At 37.3% G+C, this 22,378-nt stretch carries 19 protein-coding genes and 1 pseudogene; 3 read left to right on the top strand and 17 right to left on the bottom strand.

Features of this window, described 5'->3' with window-relative positions; genetic code table 11:
- Nucleotides 1-101: 101 nt before the first annotated feature.
- Entirely contained in the window at nucleotides 102-1,598 is a 1,497-nt protein-coding gene (locus AA0X71_RS00620; RefSeq protein ID WP_413358058.1) for an ATP-binding protein, read from the bottom strand.
- 433 nt (nucleotides 1,599-2,031) lie between these two features.
- On the opposite strand from AA0X71_RS00620, the gene AA0X71_RS00615 reads away from it, so the two are divergent.
- The 3 genes and pseudogenes from AA0X71_RS00615 to AA0X71_RS00605 form a co-directional block, all read left to right on the top strand.
- Nucleotides 2,032-2,607 carry a TetR/AcrR family transcriptional regulator gene (locus AA0X71_RS00615; protein WP_413358056.1) on the top strand — a complete coding sequence of 192 codons (576 nt, stop codon included), beginning with the start codon at nucleotides 2,032-2,034 and terminating at the stop codon, nucleotides 2,605-2,607.
- A gap of 84 nt (nucleotides 2,608-2,691) precedes the next feature.
- Entirely contained in the window at nucleotides 2,692-3,540 is an 849-nt protein-coding gene (locus tag AA0X71_RS00610; RefSeq protein ID WP_413358054.1) for an oxidoreductase, read from the top strand.
- 505 nt (nucleotides 3,541-4,045) lie between these two features.
- Nucleotides 4,046-4,489 (top strand): annotated as a pseudogene (locus AA0X71_RS00605) (helix-turn-helix domain-containing protein); the annotation flags it as partial.
- A 142-nt stretch (nucleotides 4,490-4,631) separates the two neighbouring features.
- Here the strand turns inward: AA0X71_RS00605 and rlmH are convergent.
- The 16 genes from rlmH to ssb form a co-directional block, all read right to left on the bottom strand.
- On the bottom strand, nucleotides 4,632-5,111 hold the full coding sequence (gene rlmH, locus AA0X71_RS00600) for a 23S rRNA (pseudouridine(1915)-N(3))-methyltransferase RlmH (protein WP_413358052.1): 480 nt from the start codon (nucleotides 5,109-5,111) through the stop codon (nucleotides 4,632-4,634).
- Between the two features lie 80 nt (nucleotides 5,112-5,191).
- The gene (locus AA0X71_RS00595) at nucleotides 5,192-5,350 is read right to left on the bottom strand and encodes a CxxH/CxxC protein (RefSeq protein WP_413358050.1); all 159 of its coding nucleotides are present in this window, start codon (nucleotides 5,348-5,350) and stop codon (nucleotides 5,192-5,194) included.
- 262 nt (nucleotides 5,351-5,612) lie between these two features.
- On the bottom strand, nucleotides 5,613-6,827 hold the full coding sequence (locus AA0X71_RS00590; RefSeq protein WP_413358048.1) for a S1C family serine protease: 1,215 nt from the start codon (nucleotides 6,825-6,827) through the stop codon (nucleotides 5,613-5,615).
- A gap of 201 nt (nucleotides 6,828-7,028) precedes the next feature.
- Nucleotides 7,029-7,823, bottom strand: coding sequence for an MBL fold metallo-hydrolase (locus AA0X71_RS00585; RefSeq protein WP_413358046.1), 795 nt, complete (start codon nucleotides 7,821-7,823; stop codon nucleotides 7,029-7,031).
- A gap of 6 nt (nucleotides 7,824-7,829) precedes the next feature.
- Entirely contained in the window at nucleotides 7,830-8,639 is an 810-nt protein-coding gene (locus tag AA0X71_RS00580; RefSeq protein WP_413358044.1) for a two-component system regulatory protein YycI, read from the bottom strand.
- Complete coding sequence (locus AA0X71_RS00575; protein ID WP_413358042.1) at nucleotides 8,626-9,945, bottom strand: YycH family regulatory protein; 1,320 nt, start codon at nucleotides 9,943-9,945, stop codon at nucleotides 8,626-8,628. The genes AA0X71_RS00580 and AA0X71_RS00575 overlap by 14 nt, the downstream gene beginning before the upstream one ends.
- Nucleotides 9,942-11,783 carry a cell wall metabolism sensor histidine kinase WalK gene (walK, locus tag AA0X71_RS00570; protein WP_413358040.1) on the bottom strand — a complete coding sequence of 614 codons (1,842 nt, stop codon included), beginning with the start codon at nucleotides 11,781-11,783 and terminating at the stop codon, nucleotides 9,942-9,944. Before walK ends, AA0X71_RS00575 begins: the two co-directional genes overlap by 4 nt.
- Before the next feature lie 9 nt (nucleotides 11,784-11,792).
- On the bottom strand, nucleotides 11,793-12,500 hold the full coding sequence (yycF, locus tag AA0X71_RS00565; RefSeq protein ID WP_413358038.1) for a response regulator YycF: 708 nt from the start codon (nucleotides 12,498-12,500) through the stop codon (nucleotides 11,793-11,795).
- 194 nt (nucleotides 12,501-12,694) lie between these two features.
- On the bottom strand, nucleotides 12,695-14,161 hold the full coding sequence (locus tag AA0X71_RS00560; RefSeq protein WP_413358036.1) for a peptidoglycan DD-metalloendopeptidase family protein: 1,467 nt from the start codon (nucleotides 14,159-14,161) through the stop codon (nucleotides 12,695-12,697).
- A gap of 539 nt (nucleotides 14,162-14,700) precedes the next feature.
- Nucleotides 14,701-15,993, bottom strand: a complete 1,293-nt coding sequence (locus AA0X71_RS00555; protein ID WP_413358034.1) for an adenylosuccinate synthase — start codon at nucleotides 15,991-15,993, stop codon at nucleotides 14,701-14,703.
- 298 nt (nucleotides 15,994-16,291) lie between these two features.
- Entirely contained in the window at nucleotides 16,292-17,656 is a 1,365-nt protein-coding gene (gene dnaB / locus AA0X71_RS00550) for a replicative DNA helicase (protein WP_413358032.1), read from the bottom strand.
- Nucleotides 17,657-17,872: 216 nt separating this feature from the next.
- Complete coding sequence (rplI, locus tag AA0X71_RS00545) at nucleotides 17,873-18,322, bottom strand: 50S ribosomal protein L9 (RefSeq protein ID WP_413358030.1); 450 nt, start codon at nucleotides 18,320-18,322, stop codon at nucleotides 17,873-17,875.
- Nucleotides 18,319-20,292: a DHH family phosphoesterase gene (locus tag AA0X71_RS00540; protein ID WP_413358028.1), complete on the bottom strand. Its 1,974-nt coding sequence runs from the start codon at nucleotides 20,290-20,292 to the stop codon at nucleotides 18,319-18,321. Before AA0X71_RS00540 ends, rplI begins: the two co-directional genes overlap by 4 nt.
- Nucleotides 20,293-20,330: 38 nt before the next feature.
- A complete protein-coding gene (locus AA0X71_RS00535) occupies nucleotides 20,331-21,272 on the bottom strand; it encodes a YybS family protein (RefSeq protein WP_413358026.1) in 942 nt (313 codons plus the stop codon).
- A 120-nt stretch (nucleotides 21,273-21,392) separates the two neighbouring features.
- Nucleotides 21,393-21,635, bottom strand: a complete 243-nt coding sequence (gene rpsR / locus AA0X71_RS00530; protein WP_019157210.1) for a 30S ribosomal protein S18 — start codon at nucleotides 21,633-21,635, stop codon at nucleotides 21,393-21,395.
- A 48-nt stretch (nucleotides 21,636-21,683) separates the two neighbouring features.
- Entirely contained in the window at nucleotides 21,684-22,193 is a 510-nt protein-coding gene (gene ssb / locus AA0X71_RS00525; protein ID WP_413358024.1) for a single-stranded DNA-binding protein, read from the bottom strand.
- Between the last annotated feature and the right edge of the window lie 185 nt (nucleotides 22,194-22,378).

Genomic DNA, 22,378 nt, shown 5'->3' with positions numbered 1-22,378 from the left:
ATTCGGCTAACTGTAACTTATCTAAATGAGATTTTGAAAGTAAAAACCTCATTGAAATTCAATGAGGCACGAAGAATTTAATAGTCATGTTTATTGAATTATTAAGACTGTGGCAACCATATGGTAAAAATGGTCCCTTTTCCTTGTTCACTTTCAACTTTGATTCTTCCTTTATGCAACTCAATAATATGATAGCTCATTGATAATCCTAGACCTAATCCGTTTTTTTTCGTTGAATGAAAAGGAGTAGATAGTTTTTCTAACGTATCTTGATCCATTCCAAATCCATCATCTCTGATCCGAATTTCAATCCCATTATCTAGTTGACTCTGATGGATATCAATTGATATATTCCCCTCAAACTCAATTGCATCATAGGCGTTTTGTAGAATATTTAGAAGGACTTGCTTCATTTTATCCCTATCTATTTGAATTTGATCTTTATAAAAAGCTTGATAATGAATCTTTATGTTTTTATTTCTAAAATCATTTTCCATTAACGTCAAAATATCTTCGATAAGTGCATGTATGCTGACACTAGATTTCGAGATTTCTTTTTGATCGGGTTTTGCCATCATCACAAATTGCTGTACAAGATTTTTTATTCTCTCTAATTCACTAAACATGATTCTAAAATATTCTTTTTGCTTATCGTTATCTGTTCTTAAACTTTCTTTAAGGACCACTAATAAACCGATGATGGACGTTAGCGGATTTCGAATCTCATGAGCAAGTCCGGCACTTATTTTCCCTATTGCTGACAATTTCTCACTTAGCATCAGTTGTCTTTCTAAAACAAGTCTTTCTGTAATATCTCTAAACTGGCCAAATGCTCCGTTTATTTGATTGGATTCATCATAGATTGGAAATGCGTCAAATAAATACGTTTTATTGGCTATCGATATTTCTACATCTTCGTACTTTTTACGACCTCTCAACACATCTCCCATGTACTCTCCGATAACAGCTACTTCTGTAATTTGGCGATTACAAATATCTTCTTTTTTACAAGCTAAAACGTTCTCAGCAAAAGGATTTATTTCAACAATTTTTCCGTCCTCATTGGTCAAAACGACCCCGTTTCGACTGTTTTCCATAAGCACTTGATTTAAGACTAATAGTTTCTTATTCTGCTTCTTTACTTTAACCTCTCGTTCGATCGAATCTACAGCAGACTGGAGTAAACCTACATGGAAAGAAGATGCATGATGAGCAGCCATCATCACCGAAATGGTCCCGCTTATCTTACCTGAGGAATAAAACGGTACAGAGAAACAAGCACTTTCATGTAAACAATGAAAAAAATGGTCTGGCCCAATAAGTTGAGCAGATTGTCCCATTTTTAATACCATTTCAATACTATTCGTTCCCGCCTCCTCTTCCTTTAATCTGATTCCGATAGATAAACCTAAAGATTCAATTTGCCCCTTCATCATTTCATCTCCGTACATCTCTATCATGTATCCTTGATGATCAGTAATAACGATTAAAACAGCTGTCCCATCTAATTCAGCTATTAACTTCGTCATAAATGTTCTTGCTACAGAGATAGTATCAGCGAGCTTGCTTTTCTTTTGTTCTAACTCTCTTTCTGACAATTTATCCTTAGGAGCCGAAAAAACATGAGGATTCATGTTTCTATTAAGACATCTTTGGTGTGAATTATATATATATGCATTTCTAGAGTCCATTATCATTAAAGTCACCATCTACCATTTATTTTGCACGTTATTCATTTCAACTTACTAAGAATATATCATTAAACCACATTCTACACTAAAACGCAGTTAAGAATATTTACTCATAAATAAATTGTAATAGACATGCTATTGATATTGAACTACTCTTTGAGACTTCTATTGAAGACTTTGTACTTACTTTATAATTCGATTCTACGTGATGGATTAAGATAAGGTTGTTTATAATATGCAGAAACAACACAAAACTAAATTATGTAAGTACATCTAGATGATTAAGTTATTAAATAGCATAGCTCTTGACTTAAAATGAACGTTCATTTATTATAGGCGTATGAGGACAAAAGATGAGAATAAAATTATTTCCATTCATAATGCAATTTTTGACTTAGGAATGGAGATGGGTTATCAAAATTTAAGTATTGCAAAAATTGCCAAAAGAGCTAATGTTTCACCCGCAACGGTTTACATTTATTATAAAGATAAGGAGGATATGTTCAGTTCCCTTTATTTAAAGGTCAAAGAGATCATTGATTCAAATTTATTTAAAAACGTAAATCCCGAACAACCTTTTAAACTTCAATTAGAAACCATTTTAAAGAATTATGTTCATGCCATTATGGCTTACCCAAAAGAAAGTGTCTTTATGAAATACATCAATTCTAATCCCTCATTGATTTCGAAGGAAGCCTTTGAAGAAGGGATGAAAAAAGCTGTATACCTGTATCAATTATATGAAGAAGGGGTAGAAAAGCAAATTATTAAGAATGTTTCAAAAGAACTCATTATTGCTCTTACTTTTGGACCATTAAATCACCTGTTTGAGCAGCACTACTATGCTCAAACAAAAATAAGCGAAAAAGAAATTATTCAAACGATCGAGATGAGTTGGGATGCAATTAAAGCCTAGATTTTTCCTTTAATTGCATTATTTTCGTACCTAAAAAGAATGAACAATCATTTATTAATAAAATACTAGTGAGGAGAAATTATTATGCCTAATCAGAAAATAACTAATCGTGTGGTTTTAATAACTGGAGCATCCGCTGGAATGGGAGAAGCAGCCGCAAAACTATTCTATGAGAAGGGTTATATTGTCTATGCTGGGGCTCGTCGGATTGAGAAAATGGAGCATTTGCAACAACTCGGAATAAATACACGCTATTTAGATGTTACTAATACAGAATCTATCCAATCTTTTGTTAATGAAATCCTTCAAAAAGAAAAAAGAATTGATATCCTTATTAATTCGGCTGGTTATGGTTCTTTTGGTGCACTTGAAGATGTTTCACCTGAAGAAGCAAAACGACAATTTGATGTAAACGTATTTGGCGCTGTAAATTTGACTCAGCTTGTTCTACCTACAATGAGGGAACAACGAAGTGGAAAGATTGTTAATATTTCATCGATCGGTGGACAGATTTATACTCCTCTTGGGGGATGGTACTATGCTTCAAAACATGCATTAGAAGCAATCAGCGACACACTTCGATTAGAGATGAAACCATTTGGAGTTGATGTAATTATTATTGAACCAGGCGGAACTGCTACGGAATGGCAAAAAGTTACTAATGAGCATATGCTTGCTGCTACTTCCATGGATTCTCCATATCGTTCTCTTGTGGAACAATTTGCTTCCATTGAAGAAACAGGATTTGCAACATCCGAAGATATAGCCAAGTTAATTTATAAAAGTGTAACAGATCGCAAGCCAAAAACACGATATCAATTACGTTTCTCTGAAAAATTAATTGTTGTATTGGCACGAAAGCTTCCTTATAAAATGTTTGATAGAATCATGTTATCTCAAATGAAAATGTTGTCTAAAAATAAATCTCAATAATAGGAAGTATTGTCACATTATGATTCTAAAGAATTCCTGATCTTTCTAAACTACTCCAAGTTGTCTCCTAACTCCAATAAATTTTTGTTCCTTAACTTCAATTGTTTTATGATCAGTATGAAAAATGTAGTATTTACGAGTTGGTTCGGCTAAATGTAGTTTCTTGTATTCCTTCCATGCAAGAGTTGAATCGGGGAAGTTAGATATGAATGATAATTCTTCAAGATAGCGTATTTTTTGAGTAGGCAGAAATTGCTTCGACAAGGACCCATTGCTCCGGATATTGTTTACGTAATTGTTCCCATTTCACCATCGACACCTCCTAGATCTTTTGCAATTAATATATCATTTTTGAAAGATAGATTAAATCTTTTAAAGAGAATGCCCTTAGTATAATTGTATAAATATTCGTATTAATAAAGATTATGTTAAGGTAATATTAAGCAGAATGCTTCGATAAAGGAATATCAATCCTTTAGAATTGTATTGAAAAGTGAATTTAGGCAGTAAAACTATGAAAGGACAAATTGAAAGAGGAGAATCCAGTCCGACACTTACTACTATTTGGAAAATTGCTAATGGATTAAAGGTCTCCTTTACTTTCTAATTAATACCCCAGAACCTGATGCCAAAGTTGTTTTAAGAAATTTTATCTGAAGACAATGGGAGATATAGAGTGTTCCCCCTCCTCCCTTTGAGGAGGAGAGACGTTTTGAAGTTTACTCTATTGAAATTAATAAAGAGGGGATTTTAAGTTCAGATTCCCTAGAAAGGTTACAGAAAATTTGTTACTGTTCTTGATGGGGAAGTCACTATTACGGTGAATGAATGCCAATACAAGCTGAAAAGTGGGGATTCTATAAGATATGAAGCGGATAGGCCTCACACATATTATAATTGTGGAGTAACATTAACTCGTTTAAGTATGACAATTTTTTACCCAATATAAAATGCCTTTAAGAAACATGTTGTACTATCGCTAGTAGAGAAGCTATTGAAAGTAGATATAAGAAGAAATGGCTCAGTATGGTAAACTGAGCCATTTTATTTATTAACCATTGCTGAACGTACAATAAACAAAAGGTTTGCCTCTATTTATGGTACGGTTCCCCCCGATTAATCCGATAAGCCCGATACACCTGTTCGACCAAAATCAACCGCATCAATTGATGGGGAAAGGTCATTTTTGAGAATGATAGTTTCTCGTCTGCTCGTTGAAGTACTTCCTGGCTTAGTCCGAGTGAACCGCCAATGACAAAAGCGATTTTACTTTTTCCGTATGTCGCTAATTTATCTAACGTGTCAGCAAGTTCTTCAGAGGATTTCTGTTTTCCTTCTATCGCCAATGCGATAACGTATGTATCAGGGTGGATTTTTGCTAAAATTCTGTCCCCTTCTTTATTCTTAACTTGTATCATCTCGGTTGTGCTTAATTCTTCTGGTGCTTTTTCATCTGCAACTTCGATAACTTCAACCTTTGCATAACTTGACAATCTTTTTAAATATTCGTCAATTCCTTGCTTTAAATATTTTTCTTTTAATTTTCCTACAGTAATAATTGAGATATTCACAGCTAATCCTCACTTTACGAACAAGATATCCACATTACTTATCCACATATCCACATTTTCTATCCACATATTGTATGAGATCACTCGTTCGCCACCATATATACAGCTGGTTTTTGACAATATTCACAGGCTGTTGATAACTTTTCATCCTCAATTTTATTTAATAATGGAAACGTCTCAAAGTCGTCTACAATCGTATCTATCGCGATTTCTACGTGTTCTTCGCAGCAATATATCATCGTCTATATTCTCCATTCTAATAAAAATAATATTTTAAATTGTGGATAAATTATTATCCCCCTAAATTATCCACAATTATTTTAACATTTATTTCACTCGCTGTTTTTCCTTCTTTCATGTTTTTTTGTAAAGATCCTAAATTGGACATTTACAATTCTAGCACGGTTTCAATTTTCTCTCCCCTCATTCCATTGACGATTCCTTTTTTAAACCACGAAAAAAAGCAGGAATCCCTGCTTTTATCGTAACCAATATTCATGATTATAATGTGCTTCCTGCAAGCTTCATAGTCGTTTCTTGAAGCTTGCCTTCGCGATAAAATTTAATTTCTAAAGTGTCGCCTACGTTCTTATTTGTATATAGATGCTTCCTTAAATCAATCGTATCTTCAATCTCTTCTCCATCCATTTCCACGATAACATCAAGCTCGGCCAATCCGGCTTGAGCAGCTGGAGAATTCGGCTCAACCCGCATGACTGCTACTCCCATCGTAACATCGCTTGGCAGCTTTAATGCTTCTCTTTGATAATAAGACGGTATTTCATTCACTGATTGAAGCTCAATTCCCATGTAAGGTCGATTGACCTGGCCATGCTTCTCTAAATCATCAATGATCGGAATCGCATAGTTGATTGGAATCGCGAGCCCAATCCCTTCCACCGCACTTTCAGCAATTTTCATGGAATTAATGCCAATTACTTGGCCAGCAATATTAATAAGGGCACCACCACTATTTCCTGGATTAATGGCCGCATCGGTTTGTAATACTTCTGCTTGCCAATCGACTACCCCGTCTTGATTAATATCAACGGGAATCGCTCTTTCTAGGCCTGAAATAATCCCTTGAGTGACTGACCCTGAAAACATCGCACCTAACGGGTTCCCAATCGCAATGACCGGCTCCCCTGTCCGTAAGGCATCTGAATCGCCAAATTCAGCAATTGTTTCTATTTCGCTTCCATCTACCTCTAGTACCGCTAAATCGGTCCATACATCGCTTCCTCGAAGCGTAGCAGGTATTTTCGTTCCATCATTCAAGGAAATTTCCAAGGAATTTGCCCCTTCAATAACATGATGATTTGTCACCACAAAGGCCTTTCCATCTTCCTTTTTATAAATCACTCCTGAGCCTGTACCTGCTTCCTGACCAGATGCATTGCCCTGCCAAAAGTTTGTTTGCTGAATGTTTGATATTCCCACTACCGCATCTGCTGCCTTATCAACCGCTTTTGTAATATCGGTCTCCACGCTCACAGCAACATTCTGTGTTTCAACCGCACTTTCGTTCTCACCACCAGCTTGCTGAGACGGTGACACATCATAAGGGAGAATATGATAATCTACCAGTTTGGGAAAGGCTAAAATGACGATTAACCCGCCAAGAACAACACCCAATAGACTTGCTAAAAAGTATCCCCCTTTGTTTCCTTTCTGTCTTTTATAACGACTTTCATAATCCTGGTCGTAATAACCCATATTCTTCACCATTCCTTTCATAAGAACGATCGCTAAAAGTTATTCTTCCTATATATACCTAATTATAATCTTACAAGATGAAAAAACTAATGATAAGTATTAAAATTCCTCATTCTTATGAGTTTGCTCATACTTTAGCCTTAATTATGATTAATAAAGCCTCGTGATCAAAAAAGTGTGGAGAGTTCATCTCCACACTTTTTATATAGCCGTTAATGCTGTTGGTACTTTCGGATCTGTATCAAACAGGTCAACCTGCTCTCCGACGATAATTCCTTGGCTCTGTAGCGTTTGCGTGACAGACATTTTTGCTAAGTCCTTCATGTTGTTATCCAAACTTAAATGGGCTAAATAAATTCTCTTCGTTTGATCACCAATAACATCACTCATCGCAATCGCTGCATCCTCATTGGATACATGGCCAACATCACTTAAAATACGGCGTTTAATATTCCACGGGTAGCGCCCCATTCGTAGCATCTGCACGTCATGATTGCTCTCAAATACAAACATATCCGCATTTGAAATAATCCCCTTCATTCGGTCGCTTACATAACCTGTGTCGGTGACAAGGACAAGCTTTTTCCCTTCATGATGGAAAATGTAAAACATGGGTTCGGCGGCATCATGGGATACACCAAAAGACTCAATGTCTAGAGAGCCAAAACTTTTTACCGTTTCCATGTCAAAAGTAAACTTTTGCTCAGTCGGAATCTCACCAATTAGACCATCCATCGCAGACCAGGTTTTTTCATTTGCATAAATGGGAAGCTTATATTTCCTCGCTAATACTCCCACTCCCTTAATATGATCACTATGTTCGTGGGTTACGAGCAAGCCAGAAAGCTTGCCCGCATCTCGGCCAATTTGTTCGAACAAGGCTTCCATTTGCTTACCACTTAATCCTGCATCTACTAAAAAGGAATGCTCCTCTGTCTCTACATAAACCGCATTTCCTGTACTCCCACTGGCAAGTACACTAAAACGCATCCCCATTTCTCCTCACTCCACTATCTTTTTGTCTTCATTGTTTAGCTGTATAATTTGCCCTTCAAAGGCATTGACAAAGAGATCCTCTTCACCATTAATGACAAATCGCCAGACTGGAGTTAATACTTGTGATGATGTTAAATGTACCAAAGTATAATACCCAAGCTCCACTTTCGTTATTTTGCTCCCAAAAGGTAACTCCCCGTTGTCATATAAGAACTCTATAGCCTTCATTGGCTGTAGAATGTTTTCGTCCTCTGAAAATTCCTCGAAATTTTCAAGTAGGGTTTGTCTATATCCAATAATCTCATAATTGTCGTTAAAGAAAATCGTCAATTCTCCATTAATATTGCGATACAACATCTTTTCTTGTTGCTGCTGATAATAGGTAATCGTTTGTTCAAGCGGGTTCATTTTCCAAAATCGATATCGCTCTCCCTGAAAGACGTGATTTTTTAGAATCGGAACTAACTCCTCTGAAGTAAATTCCTCTTTAATCGGAATCGGTTCGTCAAACTCTGATTCAATCGTCGTTTCATTCTTGATCGTGATTTTCTGTCCTTGTAAAACCGTATCCGTTAATTCCACTAACTTATCTTTCGAAAACTTTCTCGGTGTAGCACTAATATATCGATCCTTTTTAATGTTCTTTGGTAGCTCGATATACTCAATTTCCTCTGTTTTCAACTTATTTTCAAAAGATGTTTCGGATAAATAGGGGTATTGACTCGACTCATACTTTTTATAAAATTCATTGAGCAAATAAATATTAAGGACAAGGAAGGATACGATAAAGATGGTTTTAAGTTTACTCCAATCCATACTCTTTACCTCCCTCACTGCCAGCATTCACATTCAACCATTGATCCTGATATTTATAATACCAAGTCGGCTCTAAATGAATCAGCGGGTCCCCTGGGGTTCTAGTCATCTCATAACCCAGAACTAAGTCCTGAATAAACTCCGGATCGATCTCTTCCCTTTCCTTAAGTCGCTCTAGCGTATCGACACCAGACATAAGCTCGATCTCTGTTGATTCAGCTCGTCTACTAAGTAGAAAATTGTTCCGTGAGTATTGGTAAATCCCTGTTTGTCCCCATATTTGGAGAATTTCTGACATGCCATTATTATTAAATATCGGATATCCAGAGGAATCATACATACGGAATAAAACGGTTTGTTCTAGTTGATCAATTTCGACAAAATAGTAATTATCCGTCCAGCCTCCATGGCCATTGACGAAATCAATACTCTTTTGTAATAGATTCCCTGCCCCCACTGTTATATCTTTTTCTTGAGTTGGATTCACATATAACAATGTGTTCGTCTCGAAATTGACACTTAATAGAGTCGTTGAATCCTTATACTCTTCCCCATAGCCTGTTGCATTTCGTTGAACAAAGCTCGGACTTCTGAAAAGGGCATCTCTGAATTCAGTTCCTTGAATAAAGTCAATCAAATAATTATGAGCATACATGGTCGTACCTTCAGATGGAACCAATAGCTTTTTATTATTTCCTAGCGTCTCCAAAGAGTATTTCACAAAGTAGCGATTCGTGTCCGCTTTCTGGTGAAAATCCTCAGCAAAATTCGTTATAAATGACGCTGTTACACGAGAACGGTATACTTTCTCATCCTCCATATCGACAAAATATACATACCCACTTTCCTTCATCACATTCTTCAATTCAATAACAATCTGATCAAAATGAATCCCAATCATATCTTCCTCTTGTAATCCTACAAAATTCTTATATATCTCCATTGGTACGGAACTTGGAAACGAAATTTGTGCATGTCCACTTTCGGATAGGAAATCAGATAAATCCCCTACTTGGCTTGATACTAGTTCAAATTGACGGTAGTTCCAACTGCTGACTTCTTTTAAAATCCGATCAATTTCACCAGGATAAACCGTCCCATAGTGTTCATCATTTACATGATAAAGTATGCGATCAGGCTTGATGATTTGCCTAATTTCCTTTGGCGCACTAATTTGAACACCCGGTGTAATTTTATTTTCTAGTGATTCATAGTTTGGTTGATACGTCCAAATACTCCATGTCAAAAATACACTTAGCAACACAAGAACGGTTAAGATGATCGATTTTATATTTTCATATGTCATGCCCAATCATCCTCTTCCGTTTGAACATATGGCAGACTAAAAGAAACCGTAGTTCCCTTTCCTTCCACACTTGTAGCCCAAATCTTCCCACCATGGGCCTCTACCATTTCTTTTGCGATCGCAAGTCCTAGACCAGTTCCACCAAGCTTTCTTGTCCTTGCCTTATCGACTCGGTAAAAACGTTCAAAGATCTTTTCTAGATTATCCTTTGGTATCCCAACCCCTTGGTCGGTAACACTAATGACAATTTGATCAAGTTCTTCTTCCATTTTAAACATGATTTTTCCACCCTCTGGTGAATACTTCATCGCATTTGAAATAATATTATCCAGCACTTGGGTGAGCTTATCTGGGTCGATTTCCACAAAGGTTGGTTGTTCGAGCAACTTTCTTTCAAAACTAACATTATGTTCTTTCGTAAGCTCAAATCGATCAATGATTCGATTATAAAAATCGACGAAATTGACCCATTCTGTTGTTAATTCATAATCCTTGCTGTCCATTTTTGATAACTGTAAAAGAGCATTGACTAAGCGGATCATTCTTTCTGTCTCATTTTGGGTTACTTCTAAGAATTGAGGTGCAATGTCCTCATCCTTCCAAGCACCCTCCGCTAATGCTTCTAAGTAACTTCTCATCGTTGTTAATGGTGTTCTTAATTCATGAGAAACATTGGCCACAAACTCTCGCCTATCCATATCAATCTTCTCTTGCTCGGTGATGTCATGGAGGACAGCGATAAGGCCATTGACAAAGCCCGTTTCCTTTTGAATGACGCTAAAGTTTGCACGGAGAATATAGGCTTTTTTCGCCGTACTATAATTTAAAATGACCGATTCCCTTTCCATCATTAAATCCTCTAATGTATAATCCTCCTCGATTCCTAAAAGGGAAATAATCGAAGTGGATAAAATTGTTTCACGTGAAACATTCAGCATTTTTGCTGCAGGCTCATTAATGAGAATGACGCGTCCCTTACGATCGGTTGCAATTACCCCATCTGTCATATATGACAGTACAGAGGAAAGTTTTCTTCTTTCTCCTTCAGTTGTCGCTTGGGCCTCTTGCAACTTTTTCGTGAGGTTGTTAAAAGTCATAGCCAACTCGCCAATTTCATCGTAGCCATATACTTTAACTTTTCGCGAGAAGTTTCCTTTCGACATAGCAATCGCTTGTTTTCTCATATCTGTAATGGGTCTCGTAATGGTACGTGCTAATAAAATAACTAGGATCGCCGTAATCGCCAGTGATATCGCTGTACCAGAGGCAAAAATACTATTAATTGTATTCATTTGTGAATACACATTCTCGACATTGGCAACGAGATGAATAGCCCCTATCACTTCATCATCAACTTTAATAGGGGCAACTAATTTCCATATTCGATTGCTCGTTGGCCGATCGAGCATCGTCTGATGATCTCCATCATCATCAGATGTAGCAATCACTCGCCAAATCATTTGATCCGTTGATCGTTGCCCGACAATCCCTTGATTATAAGGATCTGATGTTCCAATGATCTTAAGAGAGGTTCCCTCAATGACCTGAACCTCAGAAATATCAGCTGTATTGTTGAAATCTCGCAAAATATTGCGTACATCCTCTTCTAATGTAGGACCATCTGAATCAGGATTTCTTTCTTTCGACATTTCCTCGCCCATATAATAAGACAACAGTTCCACTCGTTCATGAATAGAGGTTTCAAAGTTTTTTAGCAATGTTGCCTCTAATTGACGAACAAAATAGGCACCGATAATTTGCATCGCAATTAAAATTAATAAAACATAGATCAGCACAAGCTTCAAATGAATCGAACGGAAAAATCCAACCTTTTTCATGATTTTCGGTTACTCCTGTTCAGGATTTCTTAAGTAGTACCCTACCCCTCTTCTTGTGACAATCCAAGTAGGATGACTAGGATTATCTTCAATCTTTTCACGAAGACGTCGAATCGTTACATCAACCGTTCTAACATCTCCATAATAATCATAGCCCCATACCGTTTGGAGAAGGTGTTCTCTCGTCATAACTTGTCCAATATGCTTCGCTAAATAGTGGAGTAACTCAAATTCTCGATGTGTTAATTCAATTTTCTCTCCACGCTTTGAAACAATATAAGCATCTGGGTGGATAATTAATGAACCCACCGAAATTTCATTCGAATCGTCTACCTCTGCCTGTGCAGATGTATGCTGATGTCTTCTTAGATTTGCTTTTACCCGTGCAATTAGCTCTCTCGAACTAAATGGCTTCGTCACATAATCATCGGCACCAAGCTCTAAGCCTAACACCTTATCAATTTCTGAATCCTTTGCGGTTAACATAATAATCGGCATTTCGTACTTTTTGCGAACCTCACGACATACTTCCATCCCATCTCTTTGTGGAAGCATAATATCTAACAAGATAAGGTCAGGCTTTATTTCTTCGACCATTTCTAATGCTTTATTGCCATCATAGGCACAATACACATCATATCCTTCCTTCTTCAAATTAAATTGAAGAATATCAGCAATTGGTTTTTCATCATCGACAACTAATATTTTTTTATCCATCTCTTTTTCTCCTTTAAGAATCAGATCGAATTAATTTTATTCTAACCTAAGTATTTCATTGCAAATTTGACAAAATATGTTCTTTCATTTTACTTTATCATTTTATTAATGGGAATTCACCTATTTGTATAGGAGAATCCCTTCCTATGAAAAGAACGAGTCCCTAGTAATTCTAGAGACTCGTTTTACAAGTGTTATTTTAGATAATTTAGCGGGTTTTCCAGGTTTCCGTTCTTGTATATTTCAAAATGTAAATGGACTCCTGTTGAATTTCCAGTTGAACCCATAACCCCTATTTTCATGCCTTTACTTACCGTTTGCCCAACCTCCACATCAATGGAAGAAAGATGCGCGTACACCGTTTCATAACCGTTTTGATGGTTAATGACAACTTTATTTCCATATCCTCCAGACCAGCCAGCTGATTTCACAATTCCATTATCAGAAGCCTTTATCGTCCGGTCACTCGGTCTTGCAATGTCAATTCCTTTATGGAGCTTTCCCCATCTTTGTCCTTGTTTACTTGATATATATCCTCCAACGGCAGGCCAAGCAAATGAACCATCTCCCCTTGAAGGAATAACCTTTGTTCCTTTAATAACTATCTGGGATGTTGGTTCTTGCAAAATGGTTTCTTCTAAAACTTCTTTTTCAATTTCTACTCCATTTTGTTCAGAAACCTTATAGGTTACTTCTTTCGAGCCTTCTTCGCCCTCTTGTTTCACCTTTGTATCTCCCTTATACATGGATGAGTCTTCCTCAACTTCGTTTTTATAAGGGATGCTTTCTTTTTGGAATACTTCTTTTTCTACAACCACTTCAACCAATGGCTGTAAAAAGGTCACATTCAATTCTTGCCCAATTTTCAACAAAGAATCTTCCTTTAAGCTTGGATTCAATGTTAACAACTGCTCCAGAGTCATGTCATGGTTGTTTGCAATTTGACCAAGAACATCCCCTTCTTGTACCTTGTATTTCTTCTCCTCAAGTGTCCCTTTCGTAATATAGTCAACTGCATCCTCTACAGTTAATATTTGCTTCGGAGATGTTTGACCTTCAGAGAGAGAAACTTCTTTGGAAAATAGAACGTCTAATATTCGAGTTTCCCCTTCCTTAAGCGGAGGTAATGACTCTTTATTATCTAAAGCTTGTTGCGCTTCTATTTGCTTTAACTCATCTTCTGTCACATATTTGAGCTTCAACGCTTCAATCACTTCATTTGCAGCTTTTTCATCCTTCACATAGACAGGCACCTTTTCATCAATTAGAATCTCTGCAGCAACTGCTTCAATCGATAAAAGTTCTTCTAGCTTCTCGGCTACCTTGCCATCTTCCGTATTGGAAACAACTTCAAATACTTGCTCAGGAATATAGGTGAGATTTGGTCCAACCGCAAGATCCAATTGACTATTCAAATCATTTTTGGTCTTTTCAACCTTAGAGTCTACTACATTATCAACAACTTCTTTATCAGAAACTGTACCAATAAACTGATCGTCTATGTATACGTAGTAAACTGTTTTAAAGGCGTTGTTAGCAAGCGTATGAACTCCAATCCCAAATGTTAATGTTGTAAATGCAATTGCTGAGATGGCTATTTTATTAAATCCTCTAGTTGTATTGCCCGTTAGTTTGGACAGATGTTTAAAACGGTTATTCATTTTTGATCCTCCTAGACTACCGAAACAACCCTAGTATTAATTGTTTTCTTCATTCGCATAAAGAGTTTTGTGAATATCTATAATCACTCTTTTTTGCCTTCTTAACTTTACCATAATTCGATATTAAGAGCTTACTAGTCTCGATAATGTAACAGAAATGTATAATTGCTGACAATTTGCAACAAATACTGTAATTAAATGGGATGAATATAAGCGGAAATTCACCCTTGAAATAGCGAAATATAGGGATTTATTCTCTTATTCTTTGTATTGATAGTAAAAAGGGATGATTTGGATATATAACTGAAATTTTTCTAGTTTTTTTACTTTAATATTTCAGAAATGTTACAGTACAGGCAATCTAACAAATATGAAGGTGTTCTTTTGAGGGAGTGAGGATAGGGAATTGGTCACAAGGGGGCTACTGGTAACAAAAATGAGGAAAATGATCTTACTGGGTAAATGGACTAGCTCTATGAAAAAAAGCTGTTCTATCAAGCCCTTTTATCAAGAGCCTGGAGAACAGCTTTCCACTTCTATTAGTTTTGACGCCAAGGATTCATGACTACGTTCGTTTGTGAACGGTCAGGACCTACTGAAAAAATGGATAGTGGAATTCCAGTAAGCTGGGCTACTCTTTCAAGATAATGACGTGCATTAGCCGGAAGTTCGTCTAATGATTTACAACCTGTAATATCTTCCGACCAGCCTGGTAACTCTTCATAAACTGGCTCACATGCCGCTAATACCTTAAGGCTAGCTGGAAACTCTTCAATAACTTCCCCTTTGTAGCGATAAGCCACACAGATTTTTAATGTTTCGATGCCTGTTAAAACATCAATCGAGTTTAAAGAAAGGTCTGTGATTCCACTAACACGACGAGCATGACGAACGACAACACTATCAAACCAACCAACACGACGCGGGCGGCCAGTCGTCGTACCGTATTCACGACCCACTTCACGAATTTGGTGACCAATTTCATTATCTAACTCGGTTGGGAATGGGCCATCCCCTACACGTGTTGTATACGCCTTACAAACTCCAACCACATGCTTAATTTTACTTGGTCCAACACCTGAACCAATCGTTACTCCCCCCGCTACAGGGTTTGAAGAAGTAACAAATGGATACGTACCCTGGTCGATATCCAGCATAACGCCTTGAGCACCTTCGAATAGTACACGGCGACCTTCATCAAGAGCATCGTTTAATACAACGGATGTATCCACTACATAATGCTTGATTTGCTGTCCATATTCATAGTATTCGTCTAATATATCTTCGATTTTGAAGCCTTCTGTTTCATAGATGCGCTCAAGTAAACGATTTTTCTCTTTTAAATTGCGGGCTAATTTTTCTTCAAACACTTCTCTGTCTAATAAATCAGCGATACGAATTCCGATACGAGCTGCTTTATCCATGTAAGCAGGTCCGATTCCTTTTTTCGTCGTACCGATTTTGTTATCACCTTTGCTCTCTTCCTCGACTTCATCCAATTTTAAGTGATAAGGAAGAATGACATGAGCACGATTGCTAATACGTAAATTATCAGTTGTTACGTTTCTTTCATGTAAGTAAGCTAGCTCTTTTACAAGTGCCTTCGGATCGACAACCATTCCGTTTCCGATTACACAAATCTTATCTTTATAAAAAATCCCTGAAGGAATTAAGTGTAGCTTATAAGTTTCTCCGTCAAATTTAATGGTATGACCTGCGTTATTTCCACCCTGATAACGAGCGATTACTTCCGCATTTTCTGAAAGGAAATCGGTAATTTTCCCTTTCCCTTCGTCTCCCCACTGTGTTCCAACTACTACTACTGATGACATTAAAGAAGCACCTCCATAAGGTAAACAAACATTTTAGTTTCCTTTTCAAACACACCTAGTGTACCAATTTTCTCCTATATAAGTCAATAAAACACGAACATTTTTAATTCATTTTTACTAATTTGTTCGTAAAATATCCTTAAGTTCATTCATTTTCTAGATAATATTCCCCAAACCTTTGATCAGTATAGAATCAAAAAAAGATTAGCTTGTCGCTAATCTTTTTACACTGTTTTCGTATAGATTGTGATATTTTGTAAAAACCCAGAAGCAACAATGTTTGCAAAAAAAGCCTTTTTTAAGCCCCAGAAGGAACTGCTGCATCATCAAATCGCCGTTCTAAATTGACGAACTTATTATATTCTTTTACGAAAGCTAAGGATACAGTTCCAGTTGGACCGTTACGTTGCTTTGCAATAATAATTTCAATGATATTCTTGTTCTCTGATTCTTTATCATAGTAGTCATCACGGTATAAGAACGCCACAATGTCGGCATCCTGCTCAATACTTCCTGATTCACGTATATCAGACATCATTGGTCGTTTATCCTGTCTTTGCTCTACTCCACGAGAAAGCTGTGATAGGGCAATAACTGGAACCTGTAGTTCACGGGCAAGCTGCTTTAAAGAACGGGAAATCTCGGAAACTTCCTGTTGACGGTTCTCCCCAGAACGACCGCTTCCTAAAATAAGCTGTAAATAATCGATTAAAATCATGCCTATTCCATGCTCTTGCTTTAAACGTCGGCATTTCGAACGAATATCCTGCACTCGTACACCTGGTGTATCATCAATATAGATTCCAGCATTCGATAAGCTTCCCATTGCCATCGTTAACTTACCCCAGTCATCTTCTGTTAACGACCCTGTTCTTAGTCTTTGCGCGTCAATATTGCCTTCTGCACAGAGCATACGCATAACAAGCTGTTCCGCGCCCATCTCCAAACTGAAAATAGCCACATTTTCCCCTGTTTTCGTTGCAACATTTTGGGCAATATTAAGAGCGAACGCTGTTTTACCTACTGATGGACGAGCTCCAACAATAATCAAATCATTTCGTTGGAAACCAGCAGTCATTTGATCCAATTCAGCAAACCCTGTAGCGATTCCTGTGATATCTCCAACACGATTATGCATTAACTCAATATTGTCATAAGTACGCACAAGGACATCTTTAATATTGTGGAAAGCTCCAGCGTTTTTACGTCCGGATACTTCCATCATTTTCTTCTCAGCCTCAACGAGGAGTGTCTCTACTTCATCTTCTCGTTGATAACCATCTGTTGCGATATCTGTCGCTGTGCGGATCAGTCTTCTTAATAAGGATTTCTCCTCCACTATTTTCGCATAAAACTCGATATTAGCTGCAGTTGGTACAGACCCTGCTAATTCGCTTAAATAGCCAACTCCACCAATATCCTCAAGCAATTTTGCCGCTGCTAGTTCCTCTGAAACAGTAACCAAATCGACTGCTTTTCCCGCATCGTTCAGGTTTAGCATGACGTTAAAAATCTTTTGGTGAGCAGCGCGGTAAAAATCTTCTGGAATTAAAATCTCTGTTGCTAGTGTAAGAGAAGAAGGTTCTAAAAAGATAGCCCCTAATACAGCCTGCTCAGCTTCAATATTTTGTGGGGGTAGTCGATCTGCAAATAAATCACTCATTCTAGAAAATCCTCCTTTTACAGATGACAAAATCAAATGTTTGCGTAATTTATATTATCAATTCATTGTTGTCATTAGCTTTCTTTTCTTCAGGCACTACATAAAAAAGTGACCAGCATCATCACCGATCACATTTCTATCATTCATTTTATCATGTTTTAACGTAAAAAGTACTTCCAATATTAGTTTATCTTTCGACAGACACTTTTTGGAAAATTATTTAATTTCTTTCACATGCACATTCAAAGTCGCTGTTACTTCAGAATGAAGCTTTAAAGGAACCTTTGTATAGCCTAGAGCACGTATCGCATCATCAAGCTCAATTTTCCGCTTATCTACTTTAATTCCATGTGCTTTTTGTAAGCTTTCTGCAATTTGTTTGCTTGTAATGGAACCAAATAAGCGTCCACCTTCTCCAGCTTTTGCAGTCAATTCAACTGTTAATTTCTCGATCTCATCTTTTAGTTTTTTCGCTTCAGCGAGCTCTTCTGCAGCTACTTTCTCTTCCTTTTTCTTCTGTGCGTTAAGAGAGCTAATACTTGCTTGATTTGCCTCAATGGCTAAGCCCTGCTTAATTAAAAAGTTATGTGCGTAGCCGTCAGCTACGTTTTTAACTTCTCCTTTTTTTCCTTTTCCTTTAACATCCTTTAAGAAAATAACCTTCATTCTTTCTTTCTCCCTTCTAAATATTCATCTATGGCTTCTAGTAGTTCTTGCTCTGCTTCTTTTATATCGACTTCTTGGAGCTGTGTGGCTGCATTCGTTAAATGGCCACCACCACCTAAATTCTCCATAATGACCTGAACATTGACGTCTCCTAATGAACGAGCACTTATACCTACCACATCATCGGTTCGTTTTGAAATAACAAAGGAAGCGAGAACCCTCTCCATCGTCAACAATGTATCTGCTGTTTGCGCAATTAATACTTGATCCAGTATTTGCTCAGACCCTGCCTTGGCGATAGCAATTCCTTCTTTATAAAAATACACTGTTTCAATCAATTTTGCTCGCTTTAAGAACGTATCGACGTCTTCTTTTAGGAATTTTTGTACAAGCACCGTGTCAGCCCCTTGCCCTCTTAAATAGGAGGCAGCATCAAAGGTTCTTGCTCCAGTTCTTAAGGTAAAACTTTTCGTATCCACTATAATACCAGCTAGAAGGGCTGTAGCCTCGAGCATATCGATTTTTCCACGCTTCGGCTGGTATTGTAATAGTTCTGTCACTAATTCCGCTGTAGAGGAAGCGTACGGCTCCATATAGACAAGGAGCGGGTTTTCAATAAACTCTTCACCGCGACGATGATGATCGATCACGACAACATGCTCGATTTTGTTTAATAGTCTTTCTTCAATGACCAAACTTGGTTTGTGTGTGTCTACTACGACTAATAGCGTATCCTCTGTCGCCATCTCGAGTGCCTGCTCAGGACTAATAAACCGATCAAACAGTCCCTCATGCTTTTGAATTTCCTCCATTAACCGGCGCACACCTGTATCAATTTCATGGGTATTGATGACGATATACCCTTCACATTGGTTCATTTGAGCAATTTTATGAATTCCAATCGCAGCTCCAACGGCATCCATATCAGGATTTTTATGCCCCATGATGATGACTTTATCACTATCAATAATTAAATCCTTCAGAGCATGTGAAATGACACGAGCACGCACCCTTGTTCGTTTTTCCACAGGGTTCGTTTTTCCACCGAAGAATTTAACCTTTCCATTCGTTTGCTTAATCGCTACTTGATCACCACCTCGACCAAGAGCTAAATCTAAACTAGATTGGGCTAACTCACCTAACTCAGGTAAAGAAGGAACTCCTGTACCTACTCCAATACTTAGGGTAAGGGGAATATTTTGCTTTGTTGTAATTTCACGAACCTCATCTAGAATGGAAAATTTTCCTTTTTCTAAAGCCTGAAGGATTTGTTCATTAAAGACACCTATGAACCGTTCAGATGAAACTCTTTTTAAAAACACTCCATTATCTTGAGCCCATTTATTCAAGATCGAGGTAACAAGACTATTAAGATTACTTCTCGTCTGGTCATCCATCCCTTGGGTAATGTCATCATAGTTATCTAAAAATATAATGGCAATAACCGTTCTTTCATCTTCATACATCTTTTCTACTTCAATTTGTTCCGTAATATCAAAGAAATAGAGCAATCGTTCCTCTGAACGATGAATGACTCTAAATTTACGATTCATAATCGTAATAACTTCCATTTCAACTTCCTGTTTAATTAGTGGGATTAAAGAATCTCCTACATCGTATAGAGACCTACCAACTAATGTCTCCTCTTCAAAACAAGATGCTAAAAATGGATTAGCCCATTCAATATAATAATCGTCATTAAACAGCATAATACCGATTGGCATTTCCATAAGTGCCTCTTCCCCAACTTTTTTCAAGCGGTAAGAAAGAGTAGCAATATACTTTTCCGTATCCTTTCGTTGCTGGTAATCAACGATAAACAGATAGTAAAAAGGCATAACGGAAAGTACAAAACCTATCACACTAATGATCCAATTATAAAATGCTAAGATCACTAGAAAAACCAATGTTATGGCGATTAATGCGTATATAGGATAGCGAATAGACCGTTTTTCCAAATAAGAAGGCATTTTTTCAGCTCCCATATTTCTAAACATCTAAATTACGTTTATTTTTTCTCAGCTACTCGTTTCCTTAAATCAAAGCCTAAATCAATTATACCTAATATCCTTACAATATAAAGGAGTATCGGGAAAATGAATGTGAAAACTGTCACTATAATAGGAATAAACTTAGGCATTTCTTTCACATGTGAGAAATAGAAAACAAATGCTAGCCCCTGAATCACCATAAAGAACTGTAAGATAAAAGACAGATTCATACTAGCTGTATATAGGAAAGTACCCTGCTCTGGATTTAACATTAATGATGCTAGTAAGACAATTAGATAATACCAGAGAAGGCTTTTAGGTAATTTCAAATCACGAAATGTTATCCACTTTGGAATCTCAATCCCGAATCTCTTCGCAATTGGAAAAGAAATGAGCTCAATGATGAAAACGATCATAAAGGAAACCATCACGAAAACACTTGGAACAAGGATCTTAAGCATTTCAACACTTGTTTCAAACTGTTCGATCACTCGAGCATCAGGAGTTTGACCTAACGCGGCTAGCATATCAAATGCCTGCGCAATCGAATCTTCGAAGATTTGAATCGTTTCTTGAATTACGTCCATTTCTAAAAAAACAACTGAAATAACATATTGAAGCACGAGTGCAAGTAAAAATGTCATGGCACCTGCAATAAATCCAACTATCCAGCTTTTCTTTTCCCGAATAAAGTCTCCAATAACAATACCCGTTAATCCGTATGTAAGGGCTAATGGAATGGCCATTACAGTCCCAACGATAAGAGAAATTAATATCGCACCAATAAGGACTACGATAGCGCTTTTGCGATCATGTTTCGCAGAAAACATAATGAAGGGAAGTGCGATAAATAAATTCACAACAACTCCCAACACTGGTATGTAAATCGTTATAAGTAATAAAACGGCAAATATGGCCAGAAATAAGGCCCCTTCCGTTAGCTTATGTGCATTTTTCACATTCTAACCTCCTGATAAGTCCTATCCCCTATTGTATCTATCATTCCGGCGATCTTCAACTTATGCGGACTATAAAAAAAGACAGTTGGTTAACGGAACCAAACTGTCTTTATCTTTTTATTATTCACCTGTTACGTATGGAAGTAATGCCATAGTACGTGCACGCTTGATAGCAACAGTTAATTTACGTTGGTATTTAGCGTTTGTTCCAGTCACACGTCTTGGTAAAATTTTTCCACGTTCAGAGATAAACTTTTTAAGTAAATCTACATCTTTATAATCGATGTGAGTGATTCCGTTTGCTGTAAAGTAGCAAACTTTACGGCGCTTAGCGCGACCGCCTCTGCGTCCTCCACCTGCCATTATATTTCCCTCCTCTTTATTTAAATAAAATTGTTCACTGCCGTACCATTAGAACGGTAGATCATCATCTGAGATGTCAATTTGACCTCCACCAGAAAATGGATCTTCGTCAATTTTGGTATAGCCTTGGTTGTTGTTATTGTTTTCACGATAAGGTTGATTCTGGTTGCCATTACCGCCGTATGGGTTTCCTTGTTCCCTCTGACCACCGTATCCTCCTAGATTACCTCCAGAAGCATTCTTTGGCTCAAGGAACTGTACGCTTTCAGCTACAATTTCCGTAACATAGACACGTTTGCCATCTTGTCCTTCATAATTACGTGTTTGAATACGACCATCAACACCAGCGAGACTTCCCTTTTTCAAAAAGTTCGCTACGTTTTCTGCAGGACGACGCCACACGACACAGTTAATGAAATCTGCTTCTCTTTCTCCCTGTTGATTAGAAAAACTTCTGTTCACAGCAAGGGTGAAAGTAGCAACAGGAACACCATTTGGAGTGTATCGCAATTCAGGATCTTTCGTTAATCGTCCAACGAGAACTACACGATTCATCATCAGAATCAACCCCTTTCTAATACCACTAGAATGTTTCACGTGAAACATTTATATAGGCTCTTTCGCAAACATTGTTACATTTTAATTATTGTTGGAATAAGAAAGAACTATTTTCCCTCGTAAAAACAATAATCTAGTAGCGAAAAGTGCCTCGCAAAAATAATGTGTGCTTCTAAAACCCCATC

Source organism: Robertmurraya phoenicis, assembly GCF_047302285.1.
Classification (GTDB): Bacteria; Bacillota; Bacilli; order Bacillales; family Cytobacillaceae; genus Robertmurraya.
Note: the sequence above shows the minus strand (reverse complement) of the source record. Positions and strands in the feature narration are given on the sequence as shown.

What these genes read in the sequence shown, in the direction of transcription:
- AA0X71_RS00615 (WP_413358056.1), top strand. Translation starts at nt 2,032, where the DNA reads ATGAGGACAAAAGATGAGAATAAAATTATTTCCATTCATAATGCAATT.
- AA0X71_RS00595 (WP_413358050.1), bottom strand. Translation starts at nt 5,350, where the DNA reads ATGATATATTGCTGCGAAGAACACGTAGAAATCGCGATAGATACGATT.
- ssb (WP_413358024.1), bottom strand. Translation starts at nt 22,193, where the DNA reads ATGATGAATCGTGTAGTTCTCGTTGGACGATTAACGAAAGATCCTGAA.
- dnaB (WP_413358032.1), bottom strand. Translation starts at nt 17,656, where the DNA reads ATGAGTGATTTATTTGCAGATCGACTACCCCCACAAAATATTGAAGCT.
- yycF (WP_413358038.1), bottom strand. Translation starts at nt 12,500, where the DNA reads ATGGATAAAAAAATATTAGTTGTCGATGATGAAAAACCAATTGCTGAT.
- AA0X71_RS00580 (WP_413358044.1), bottom strand. Translation starts at nt 8,639, where the DNA reads ATGGATTGGAGTAAACTTAAAACCATCTTTATCGTATCCTTCCTTGTC.
- AA0X71_RS00540 (WP_413358028.1), bottom strand. Translation starts at nt 20,292, where the DNA reads ATGCCTTCTTATTTGGAAAAACGGTCTATTCGCTATCCTATATACGCA.
- AA0X71_RS00575 (WP_413358042.1), bottom strand. Translation starts at nt 9,945, where the DNA reads ATGACATATGAAAATATAAAATCGATCATCTTAACCGTTCTTGTGTTG.
- walK (WP_413358040.1), bottom strand. Translation starts at nt 11,783, where the DNA reads ATGAAAAAGGTTGGATTTTTCCGTTCGATTCATTTGAAGCTTGTGCTG.
- rpsR (WP_019157210.1), bottom strand. Translation starts at nt 21,635, where the DNA reads ATGGCAGGTGGAGGACGCAGAGGCGGTCGCGCTAAGCGCCGTAAAGTT.
- AA0X71_RS00555 (WP_413358034.1), bottom strand. Translation starts at nt 15,993, where the DNA reads ATGTCATCAGTAGTAGTAGTTGGAACACAGTGGGGAGACGAAGGGAAA.
- AA0X71_RS00610 (WP_413358054.1), top strand. Translation starts at nt 2,692, where the DNA reads ATGCCTAATCAGAAAATAACTAATCGTGTGGTTTTAATAACTGGAGCA.
- AA0X71_RS00560 (WP_413358036.1), bottom strand. Translation starts at nt 14,161, where the DNA reads ATGAATAACCGTTTTAAACATCTGTCCAAACTAACGGGCAATACAACT.
- rplI (WP_413358030.1), bottom strand. Translation starts at nt 18,322, where the DNA reads ATGAAGGTTATTTTCTTAAAGGATGTTAAAGGAAAAGGAAAAAAAGGA.
- AA0X71_RS00590 (WP_413358048.1), bottom strand. Translation starts at nt 6,827, where the DNA reads ATGGGTTATTACGACCAGGATTATGAAAGTCGTTATAAAAGACAGAAA.
- AA0X71_RS00585 (WP_413358046.1), bottom strand. Translation starts at nt 7,823, where the DNA reads ATGGGGATGCGTTTTAGTGTACTTGCCAGTGGGAGTACAGGAAATGCG.